This is a genomic window from Protofrankia sp. Cr1, assembly GCF_963555865.1.
Taxonomy (GTDB): domain Bacteria; phylum Actinomycetota; class Actinomycetes; order Frankiales; family Frankiaceae; genus Protofrankia.
This window is the reverse complement of the sequence record NZ_CAUVXO010000050.1, coordinates 5735-10295: the sequence shown is the minus strand read 5'-3', so window position 1 is coordinate 10295 and position 4561 is coordinate 5735. Positions and strand designations below refer to the sequence as shown.

4 protein-coding genes are annotated in these 4561 nt (G+C 68.4%); 1 reads left to right on the top strand and 3 read right to left on the bottom strand.

All coding sequences use genetic code 11. The annotated features are described in order from the left end of the window. Position 1: 1 nt before the first annotated feature. The gene (locus tag U9980_RS07135; protein ID WP_322747611.1) at positions 2–463 is read right to left on the bottom strand and encodes a GtrA family protein; all 462 of its coding nucleotides are present in this window, start codon (positions 461–463) and stop codon (positions 2–4) included. Positions 464–1230: 767 nt separating this feature from the next. Between U9980_RS07135 and U9980_RS07130 the strand changes: the two genes are divergently transcribed. Then, the gene (locus U9980_RS07130; RefSeq protein ID WP_416210177.1) at positions 1231–1830 is read left to right on the top strand and encodes a beta-class carbonic anhydrase; all 600 of its coding nucleotides are present in this window, start codon (positions 1231–1233) and stop codon (positions 1828–1830) included. 89 nt (positions 1831–1919) lie between these two features. Here U9980_RS07130 and U9980_RS07125 read toward each other — a convergent pair whose 3' ends face one another. Then, a complete protein-coding gene (locus tag U9980_RS07125; RefSeq protein WP_322747601.1) occupies positions 1920–3263 on the bottom strand; it encodes a UDP-glucose/GDP-mannose dehydrogenase family protein in 1344 nt (447 codons plus the stop codon). Between the two features lie 173 nt (positions 3264–3436). Beyond that, on the bottom strand, positions 3437–4438 hold the full coding sequence (locus U9980_RS07120) for a TIGR03089 family protein (protein WP_322767205.1): 1002 nt from the start codon (positions 4436–4438) through the stop codon (positions 3437–3439). Positions 4439–4561 lie beyond the last annotated feature (123 nt).

Below are 4561 nucleotides of genomic sequence, written 5' to 3'. Positions count from 1 at the left end.
CCTAGGCGCGGCCGGCCGGCTCGGGGACGCTGTGCCGACGCTGCGCATCGGCTGCGGCGTGCAGCAGCGCTTTCGGGTCGTCGGGGTGCAGGAACACCCACCGCTTGTATGCCCAGAATCGGAAGATGGTGCCGAGCCCGGTGCCGACCACGTTTGCGGCCAGGTTGAGCTCAAGCACGCCGTGCAGGTTCAGCACATGGCTGGCAAACCCGACGCATCCCAGGGCGATTGCCAGGCCGATGGCGTTGAAGATGACGAAAAGGGTGTATTCACGTCGTAGGCCCGTCCTGGCCCGGTGCGTGAACGACCAGTGCCGGTTGCCGACGTAGGCGCAGGTCGCGGCCACGATGGTGGACACGGTTTTCGCGCTGATCGGGTCCATGCCGACAAGCCCATGGCACAGGTTGAAGACGAGGACGTCAATGGCGTAGCAGGCGAGGCCGATCACGCCGAACTTCGCCATCTCGTGGTCGAGTACCGGCCAACGTGACTGCTTCGCGTTGGCCGCCACCGGTGCCACGCTCACTTCGGATGCTGTTGACCGATTTGTATCACCGGCTGAGCCTACAGACGGTTTCCACCGACTCATCCGCCACCCCCCTGGTTACGTGGGGCCGCCGGCCGTGCGAGCACATCCATGATCGCGTGACCGTCGGCCTGTCAAGTCCTTGGCGCCGCCGGTGACCGGAAAGATCACAATGAGGTCACCCTTGGCTGGATTGGTTCCCGCTCAGTGGCCCTCGAGAGCCCCGATCCCCTTTCCGATGCTTCGCGGGACAACGGAAGCCCGGCGTACGAGCGGACCCCGCGCCGTGCACGAAACGGTAGTCCGGGCGGCGATCTCACCGGCACGGGCCGGCTGCGGACGGGTGTACCGACAGTCGTAGCCGGGCGAGAACGCCCGACCCGCGATCGTCGGATCGTCCGCAGGGCCGATCCCTTGCGGCAAGTATGCCCCCTGCTTCGTTTGGTGACTCGATCGCGGGTCCGGTTGGCGCGACGTGGGTTCTGATCCGCGGTGGTCCGTACTGGTGGCGAAAACGGCGTGGTCGCGTCATCCTTGTTTCGGCCGGCTGTGGTGACGGCCCGCCACGCGGTGTCCCGGAGCGTTCCCAACCGGGTCGCGGCGGGGCGGCGTGCCGCACCGGTGGGTTCCCGGCGACGCTGCCGTGCACGAACGGACGAACGTGGTTCTGTTGTGTCCACCGCGCCGATGGAGGTTGCACCACGATGACCATGGTCGACAGCCGAGGCTCAGTGCGGGCCGCCGGCGCACGCACCACTACCACCACCGCTCACCTGGGTCCCGTCGGTCACTCGCGCACCGCCACGGATTCGATGGTGGAGCGTGCCGGGGCCTTCGCGGCCGCACGCCAGGCCGATGGCGCGCCGATGCGGGCGCGTCCGGCCAGGCCCGCGACCGGTGTCGCAGTCCTGGCCTGCATGGACGCTCGCCTGGACGTTCATGCGTTGCTGGGTCTGGCTGAGGGCGACGCGCATGTCCTGCGAAACGCCGGCGGCGTGGTCACCGACGACGTGATCCGTTCGCTGGCGGTCAGCCAGCACGAGCTCGGCACAACGGAGATCATCCTGTTGCATCACACCCAGTGCGGGATGATGACCATCACCGACGATGGATTTCGGGACAAGCTGTTCGAACACGCGGGGTTCCGCCCGGCCTGGCCCGTCCACACGTTCGCCAATCTTGAGGCGAGCGTCCGGGCGTCCATCTCGCGACTTCGCTCCGATCCCTTCCTCGTCACCTCGGGGTCGGTTCGCGGTTTCGTCTATGACGTGGCGAGCGGCACCCTGCACGAAGTCGTCGAGTGATCATTCTGGGGCCGCCGGCTCGGTCAGTGCTCCGGGGACGGAGGCCTCCGGGCGCGCGATCTGACGATCGTCGCGCGCCCTTTGGCCCTTTAGGCGGGCCGGCCCAAGGCGTGGTAGGCCCACCCGGCCGCGCGCCACGCGGCCGGGTCCAGGGCGTTACGGCCATCGATGATGATCGCGCCGGCGACCACCTGGGTGAGCGTGGCGGGGTCGAGTTCACGGAACTCGCTCCACTCGGTGAGGTGCAGCAGGATGTCGGCACCGACCGCGGCGTGGACGGCGTTGTTCGCGTAGGTCAGCTGGGGGTGAGCGGCGCGGCAGTTGGGGATCGCCGCCGGGTCATAGACGGTTACCGTGGCGCCGGCGCGGTGTAGGGCGCCCGCGACGTCGAGGGCCGGCGAGTCGCGGATGTCGTCGGAGCTGGGTTTGAACGCCGCCCCGAGAACGGCGATCTTCTTGTTGGCGACCGTCCCGCCCAGTAGCCGGGTGGTCAGGCTCACGGTTCTGGTGCGCCGACGCGAGTTGATGGCGTCGACCTCCGCGAGGAAGCCGAGCGCCCGGCCGACACCGAGCTCGTCCGCGCGGGCCTGGAACGCACGGATGTCCTTGGGTAGGCAGCCCCCACCGAAGCCGAGACCGGCGTGCAGGAACTGCCCGCCGATGCGACTGTCGTAGGACAGCGCGGTGGACAGGTCGGTGACGTCCCCACCGGTGACCTCGCAGATCTCCGCCATTGCGTTGATAAAAGAGATCTTGGTTGCGAGGAACGCGTTCGAGGCGAGCTTTACCAGTTCAGCAGTGGGATAGTCGGCAACGACAACCGGCACACCTGCGTTGATGAGGGCGGCGTAGACACGGCGCAGGACCGCCTCGGCAACCCGTGCTCTGGCCGGGTCGGGTGGCAGACCGAAGACCAGGCGGTCGGGCCGCAAGGTGTCGTCAATAGTGAAGCCTTCGCGCAGGAACTCCGGGTTCCACGCCAGCTCCACGGCGGGGGCCTCGGCGTCGAGCTGTCCCGCCAGTCGCATGGCCGTGCCGACGGGCACGGTGGATTTTCCGACGATGAGCGCCCCCGGCCGGATCCCAGCTCTGAGCAGCCCGGTGAGGGCGGCGTCAACATGGCGCATGTCGGCCGCATTCGCCCCGGGAAGTTGTGGAGTCCCTACACAGATGAAGTGGACGTCCGCGGTAGCGGCGGCGTCCGTCACGGACGTGGTGAAACGCAGGCGGTGAGCCTCCAGGTTCTTGCGCAGGAGCTCCTCCAGCCCTGGTTCGAAGAACGGCGTCTCGCCGGCGGCGAGACGTCTGATCCTGACCGGGTCCACATCAACGCCGACCACGTCGAATCCCAGTTCCGCCATGCAGACCGCATGGGTCGCGCCCAGGTAGCCGGTACCGATGACGCTCAGACGAAGATCGCTCGAGACTGCCATCTACGCACCCCAGCCCCGTTCCTTTATCCACGCCCCTCGTGCCGGTCGTTCTTATACCCGGTGTTCGGGCGTCGCGAACGGGAACCCGCTCTCCATTGCGTCGCCTCCCGACCGTCGATCATCCGGGCAGAAGATTCACAACAGGCTATTGTCGAGCGTTGACTGCGGCTGGGTCACCGCAGTGGCGCCCCGAGACGACGGGTGCCCGCGGGGGTGTGTGCTGGCACACCGGGTGCTGCTGCCGGTATGTCAGACGTTGCTTCCCGCATCCCGGGCATCGGCCCGCAGACAGCCGTGACACGCTCCGCGGCGACCCGGCGGTCAAGGAGGGTGTGGTCGAGGTTTCGACAGATGACGAGCGACGCCCCGGCGGCCAGGGGACAGAGCAGCCCGGCGAGAAGCCCCTGCGGCGTGTCATAACCGGCCGTCGTCAGGATGCGGTCGTGTTCGGAGAGGTCCCAGGCCCTGGCGTAGTAGCCAGCCAGTCGCACCAGGATCCGCTGGTTTGCCGGTGGACGCGGTGGCGTGAAGCGGTCGCCGTGGGCGAGAACCTCCCCGGCGAAGTCGAGTACTCCCGGCATGGGCCGGGCGAGCCGTCCGCCCATCGGGCGTAACGACAGGGCGACGACATCGCCCTGCTCGCCCGCCGCGAGCACGGCGTCGGCCGTCTGTTCGGTCAGGAACACCGCCGCCGGGGGATCGCTCTGATCGTCGGCGTCGGCGTCGGCGTCGGCGTCGGCGTCGGACCGGGTGACGGTGACGTGCGCGCCGGACGACCACGCTGCGAGGAGCACCACCGTGGTTTGCCAGTGCGGCGGCAGCGCGATGCGGATCGTGTCTCCCGGAGCGAGCCCGAGCGTGTCCACGAGCAGGTTCGCGGTCTTGGCAACCCAGTTGTCCACGGTGGCCGCGGACAGTTCGGTCCGCTCGCCGGTGGCATCGTCATAGAACGTCAGCAGTGGACGTGCCGAGTCGGCACGTACCCGGTGGGCGAGCAGCGCGGCGACCCCGTCCGCGCCGGCGGTGTCGGTCATTCCCGGGCGATCGGTCATGGCGGCGGGGTCGACGGCGTCTGGCGGTATCGCGGCGAGCGCGGCATCCAGAACGCGGTCCACCACGCCGTCAAGCAGACGTCCCGCCGGAGACGTCGATGCGGGCGACGTTGATGGTGTCATAGGACGTTCACGGTAGTTGACACCTCAGGGAAGCCGATGGGAATCGCGGTCACGCCGTGCAGGATGTGTTCGCGGGGGCGACCGTGGGCGGCGGAGGCGGGGCAGCTGCTGAGCCGGGGACAG

Bases quoted from the DNA above. Each gene is read 5' to 3' on its own strand.
- U9980_RS07135 (WP_322747611.1), bottom strand. From the start codon at position 463: ATGGCGAAGTTCGGCGTGATCGGCCTCGCCTGCTACGCCATTGACGTC.
- U9980_RS07130 (WP_416210177.1), top strand. From the start codon at position 1,231: ATGACCATGGTCGACAGCCGAGGCTCAGTGCGGGCCGCCGGCGCACGC.
- U9980_RS07125 (WP_322747601.1), bottom strand. From the start codon at position 3,263: ATGGCAGTCTCGAGCGATCTTCGTCTGAGCGTCATCGGTACCGGCTAC.
- U9980_RS07120 (WP_322767205.1), bottom strand. From the start codon at position 4,438: ATGACACCATCAACGTCGCCCGCATCGACGTCTCCGGCGGGACGTCTG.